5 protein-coding genes and 1 pseudogene are annotated in these 5,935 nt (G+C 38.9%); all 6 read left to right on the top strand.

The features are described from left to right. Nucleotides 1–253 (top strand): efflux RND transporter permease subunit (locus P20311_RS02665; RefSeq protein ID WP_036984695.1); only part of this gene is annotated, 253 nt, incomplete at its 5' end. A gap of 345 nt (nucleotides 254–598) precedes the next feature. Then, nucleotides 599–2,041: an IS1182 family transposase gene (locus P20311_RS02660; RefSeq protein ID WP_008109366.1), complete on the top strand. Its 1,443-nt coding sequence runs from the start codon at nucleotides 599–601 to the stop codon at nucleotides 2,039–2,041. Nucleotides 2,042–2,452: 411 nt separating this feature from the next. Then, nucleotides 2,453–3,868, top strand: coding sequence for a serine hydrolase (locus P20311_RS02655; protein WP_008109364.1), 1,416 nt, complete (start codon nucleotides 2,453–2,455; stop codon nucleotides 3,866–3,868). A gap of 523 nt (nucleotides 3,869–4,391) precedes the next feature. Then, nucleotides 4,392–4,733: a DUF4258 domain-containing protein gene (locus P20311_RS02650; protein WP_008109362.1), complete on the top strand. Its 342-nt coding sequence runs from the start codon at nucleotides 4,392–4,394 to the stop codon at nucleotides 4,731–4,733. A gap of 9 nt (nucleotides 4,734–4,742) precedes the next feature. Next, on the top strand, nucleotides 4,743–5,186 hold the full coding sequence (locus P20311_RS02645) for a DNA-binding transcriptional regulator (RefSeq protein ID WP_008109361.1): 444 nt from the start codon (nucleotides 4,743–4,745) through the stop codon (nucleotides 5,184–5,186). 452 nt (nucleotides 5,187–5,638) lie between these two features. Continuing rightward, a pseudogene (locus P20311_RS02640) lies at nucleotides 5,639–5,866 on the top strand (transposase domain-containing protein); the annotation flags it as partial. Between the last annotated feature and the right edge of the window lie 69 nt (nucleotides 5,867–5,935).

Genomic DNA, 5,935 nt, shown 5'->3' with positions numbered 1-5,935 from the left:
CGGTCTAGAAGCATCTAAAGCCGTTTTTGAAGGCGCTACTTCAAGATTAAGACCTGTACTTATGACTGCTATAACATCAGCTTTAGGTTTGATACCGATGTTAATGTCTAATGGTGTTGGTGCAGAAATACAGCGCCCATTAGCGAGTGTTATTGTTGGCGGCTTGGTAACTGCAACACTGTTAACATTATTTGTTTTACCTGTTTTATATCGCTGGTTTTCAGAGAAAAAAATAAAAGAGCTATCCAGATAAAATTACTGTGAACTCTAACCCCACGCTAAAGTCACGTTTAGCGTGGGGTTATTGAGTAGATGAACGAAAAGAAAGATTAGATTTAACAATAAACTAATAGTCATGACTGCTTTGTCGGAATATTTGTCGTTAAACAGGCCAAAGCTAACTTCCGCTTTCGTATCTTTGCAGTCTTAATCTCTATGTGTCTCAAGGTCGGCTTATGGCACAGACTGTGTGAAAACTCTGATCACCTTTTGGTCTAAGTATGTTCTGCTTATGATCTATTAATCTATACATTTAGTTCACTTAATATACTGATATTTATATAATTAGACTATTGATTCAGTTGAGGGTTGAGGCAGTATGTCAAAGTTTATAAGCGGTGAAAGTCGTGACCAATCAACGTTATTTCCAGAATCGTTGGAAGATTACGTCAGTGAAGATAATACGGTCAGAGTGATTGATGTTTTCATTGAGGAACTAAATCTAGCTGAATTGGGGTTTAAAGGATTAACTTTAAAGTCCACAGGCCGCCCTAAGTATCATCCAGCCACATTATTAAAACTGTATCTTTATGGTTACCTCAACCGTATTCAATCATCCCGCCGATTAGAAACCGAATGCCAACGCAATATTGAACTGATGTGGCTACTTGGTAAGTTGGCACCCGACTTTAAAACGATTGCTGATTTTAGAAAAGACAACGGAGATGGTATAAAAAATGTGTGCAAAACGTTTGTTGAAGTCTGCCGTCGTCTGAATATGTTTGAGAAACCAGTTGTTGCCATCGATGGTAGTAAGTTTAAAGCTAGCAACAACAAAGGCAATAATTTTACGCCAAGCAAAGTTAAATTCCACATCGACCGAGTCGAAAAGAACATTGAACGTTACCTTGAATTACTTGATGAAGCCGATAAAGAGCAAGCTAACGTCACAAAAATTAAAGCCACAAAAGATAGGCTAGCTGACTTTCGCAGCCAGTTAAAAAAACTACACGAGATTAAAGAACAAGTTGAAGCTCATCCTGACAAGCAAATATCCACTACTGATCCTGATTCACGTTTAATGAAAACTCAAGGTTTTACAAGAGTTGTGAGTTATAACGTGCAAAGTGCGGTTGATACCAAGCACCACCTTATAGTGGCGCATGAGGTGACCAACGTGCCAGATAGAGGCCAGCTTGCGTCAATGACAAAACTCGCACAAAAAGCATTGCGCAAGGAAGATATAAGGGTATTAGCAGATAAAGGTTACTTCAGTCAGCCCGATATAAAAGATACTATCGATTTGGGTGCAGAGCCAATCATGCCCAAGACGGATACATCGTCCTCTGAAAAGAAAGGGATATTTAACCGCTCACTCTTCAAATACGATGCAAATAAAGATATTTACTTATGCCCCGCTGGTAATGAACTTCAAAATCGAATGCAGGTATTTGAGCAAGGTAAATACCTTGATGTTTACTTCAATCACATTGCTTGTCGAGATTGTAAAATAAGAAGTCAGTGCACTAACTCTAAAAAAGACCCTAGGCGAATAAGGTGGTGGGTGCATGAGATTCTGACAGAAGAAATGCTTCAAAAGCTAAAGAATGAACCTGAATTGATGCTTCATCGCAAGCAAACTGTTGAGCACCCCTTTGGCACAATTAAACTCTGGATGGGAGCTAGCCACTTACTAACACGAGGTTTAAAAAGCGTGAGTACAGAAATAAGTCTTCATGTTCTGGCTTACAACTTCAGAAGAATGCTCACAATTATGGGAGTTAATGGTCTAAGTAAAGCGATTAGAGTAGCGTTGCTATAGCAGTTTCGCTCGCGCGGAGAAAATTGTGATACTGAGAAAAAATCGATCGCAACCATCCTAGATGGTTTTAAACTAAGAACATACCCAAGACAATTTATTAAAAATTAGTTTTTACACAGTCTGGGCACAGAGCCGTCCTTCGGCTCTAACTTATTTCTGTCCATTGGCAAGTTATCTGCTAACTCGTCATTGCCCCAAAATGATTCAGCTCTGAATGACTACTTCGTAACAAAATCGGAAGTTAGCCAGCATTTTTATAGTTAAGAATGCCAAATTATTACGTCATATTCTCGCAAAACCAAATGCTTCTGAGTTAAACATAGAGTAATTCAACCACTACTAGAAAAAAGATACAGAATTAGGTATGTTGGTTTCTAACCGACCTAAAAAATTGACTTAAAAGGATTTATTTTGGCGCACATATTGATAATTGCTCTTATAGTAACAATTCCATTTTCTTCGTTGGCAAAAGAACAACTATCCAAATCATTTTTGGAGTTATTCAATAATGGCGGTCGCATTGAGGTTATTGATTACCTTTCTAAGAATATGTCTCAAAGCAGAATTCAGGCCTATGGAATTGATGCTCACGTTGGTGTTTTTTTAAATGAGCAAAATACCTATGGCTCTTTGAAGCTGTTAGATACTTTGCCAGATGAAAATCATAGCGAGCGACTTTTAGTCACCTCAGAGAATAATCAACTCACATATACCTTACTGATCAATAGAGAGCGCAACGAGCCCTTCGGAATAAATTACTTTACGCTCCAAGATTCGAAGTCAGAAGCAGGGTTAATCGAAAATTTATCTAAACAACAATTACAAACAGAATTAGCCTCTTTTTTAGGTCAATTGGAAAAGAAAGATGCTTTTTCAGGAACTGTATTAGTGGCCAAAGGGAAAGATGTTTATTTTGAAAATGCATACGGCCTAGCCAATAAACGATGGAAAGTCAAAAACGCTTTGAACACTCGTTTTTCTCTCGGCTCAATCAACAAAATGTTTACTGCCATAGCTGCATTACAGCTAATCGAAAAAGGAAAACTAAACTTTGACGATAAATTAGTAAACTTTGTCGATAAGAGTTGGCTACCTAGTGGTGACGTAGACAAAATCACGGTTAGGCACCTTCTGACTCATACCTCAGGGCTAGGTAATTTTTTTAACGAAGAATTTAATAAGAGCAACAAAGAGCTTTATCGCAATTTAGAACAATACAAACCTCTTATAGCAAATACTCCGCTTTTGTTCTCACCTGGAGTTCGCAATAGATATAGCAACTCTGGAATGTTGATGCTTGGTTTAGTCATACAGAAAGTTAGCGGCATGCCTTATTACGACTACATTCAAAAAAACATTTATGACCGAGCTAAGATGGAAAATTCAGGAAGCTTCGAACTTGATTCATCAACACCTAATTTAGCCACTGGATACCTGAGAAGAATGCATAGCGATGATTGGGCAAGCAGCACTTACACAAGAGCTGTGAAAGGTAGTCCCGCTGGTGGTGGATTTTCTACGGTGAGTGATTTACACCGCTTTGCGATAGAGTTAACAAACTATAAATTACTAGGCAAGGATTTAACCGAGCAAGCATACAGTGCAAAGACAGAATACAACTCAGCGTTTTGGTATGGCTATGGTTTTTCTGTCGGCGGTGAACCAAATAATCGTGTCGTGGGGCATGGTGGGGCTTATTTAGGAGTAGACGCTCGTGTCGATATTCATTTAGATACAGGCTATATTGTTGTTATTTTGGCAAACCAATCCAATGTAGTAGCTCCCGTCAGACGTAAAATAAACGAACTGTTGTCGAAATTGGATTAACTCCAATTTCGATACGAGTCGTCTTAAGTTACACATCAATCACTAAGTCCTAACTCACTTTTGTCCATCGACGATTTATCAATATAACTCACCTTTGCCCCAAGACGAGTTAGGAAAGAAACTCACCCTTCTGTGAAGGTGGTAGTTGTTGTTTTTGCTGACGGCGATACTAGGGCCTATTGATCTTTCAAGGTTAAATTTGCAGCAGTCTGTTTGGTATTTAGGCAAGGCAGAGCCTATGTGGTGTGGTTATTCCCCATAAATAGGTGATAACGCAGCATCAATGCCAAACAGGCGCTGCCCTTTGGGTTCTGCCTAGGGGCGATTTACTCTTTGTTGCTCGGTTTTTACTTAGTCCACTAGGTTACAAACCTCGCGCCGCGATTAAACCGCCCCTAGTTTGAACAAATTTTAATCCGCAAAGATCAACAGGCCCTAAGTTCGTTTAGAGTTTTTTCAAGTGATAGTTGACAATACGTTGCCTTCCTATCAAAATGATAGGTATCAGATTGATAGGTGGTTCATGGTTGAAAATAATCCACAAGGTGTTAAAGAGTTCCCACTTACAGAGGGAACAGCCAGAAAAATAATGAATGATCTGGCAGAGAATTATACCCACAGGATTCGATGGAGCAAGCATGTTAAACAACGCATGCATGAACGAGGGGTTACTACAGCACAAATAATTACTCTACTTAAGAGTAAACATTCGGTGTTTAGAGAGGGTCCATACCCTGAGGCCTCCGGAGATTGGAAATTTAACTTGAAAGGTTTAGCAGCGGGCAAAGTTATTGAGTTGACTGTTGCACTTAAGAATCATCATGACAGTCCTATGTCAGTTTTAGTAACTGTATGGATAGATTAAGAGGTTGATATGTACCATTATACTGAAAGCGGTTTATTAAACGTGTATCTAAAAAATGGTGTTACCGTTGAAGAAATCGATGGTGAAGAATATACAAGTATTGATGATATGAACGGACTTCATAGCGCAATAGCGCAGGTTGTTGTCGACAGCAACAGGCCTCTTGCGTATGAGGAATTTAAATTTTTACGTATTGAAATGAATGTTTCTCAAAAAATGCTTGCGACACGTTTTGGTGTGGATGAACAGACAATTGCACGTTATGAGAAAGGTCAAACAAAAATTCCACGTACTACAGATGCGGCTTTAAGAGCTTTGTATATGGAAAGCCAAGAGCAAAATAATCCCGTAAGTTATTTTCTTGATTTACTGTCGGATACTGAAGCTGAGGAAGCTGCAAAAGTAATTCGCCTAGAAGAAATCGAAAACCATTGGGAAGAAGTAGAAAGCTAAGCCTTAAACCACTTAGCCAAAAAGCCGACATTAAGTCGGTTTTTTGGCCTTTATTCATCTTAAAGCAATGCTAGATAATTTGTGGTTTGTATTTCGTACTAATTTATAGCTAATAAACTAAAGGGGAAATCATTATGCCCGCATTAAAAAGTAATGTGCTCGCTCAGAGTCCAAGTAATCTGCTGATGGAAGAGGGGTATTGAGAAGCTAGCCAGCGGTATATTTATAATCCACACTCATTTGGCCTAGATACTAGAGAGTTGTTCTTTCAGAAAGGTAGAATTATCGTTATCGAAGGTCAAGAAGATGTTCTTTTATTTCCAAATATTGCGGAATAGCTGGATCTTGATATATCGGCGTTATTTTTCGGCTGGGGAGCTGGGAAGTCCAGCCCCAAAACAAGTTAGGGTAAATACTCTAAATAATTGTCCAAAATCACTATGTCACTACAGTTCGTAATAGGGCGAAAAAACTGGTTATTCTCAAATACCTGTAATGGCGCAGATGCCAGTGCGATACTTTATAGCCTTGTTGAAACCGCAAAGGCAAATGACCTTATAGTGCATGATTATATTTCTACTTGTTTACAGCACCTTATTGAGCAGCATGATAATCTTGAATCGCTGTTACCTTGGAACATTAAACAAGCCAGGTGCCGTAAGCTATACGCTTACAAATAATTCTTTAGTTGGCCATATGGCTATCTTTAGATTCAGTTAGAAGTCCCCCAGTCTTTGAATCGATAGGGG

Origin of the sequence: Pseudoalteromonas sp. BSi20311 (genome assembly GCF_000239875.1) — a bacterium.
Lineage (GTDB): Bacteria > Pseudomonadota > Gammaproteobacteria > Enterobacterales > Alteromonadaceae > Pseudoalteromonas.
This window is presented reverse-complemented; position numbering and strand designations above follow the sequence as displayed.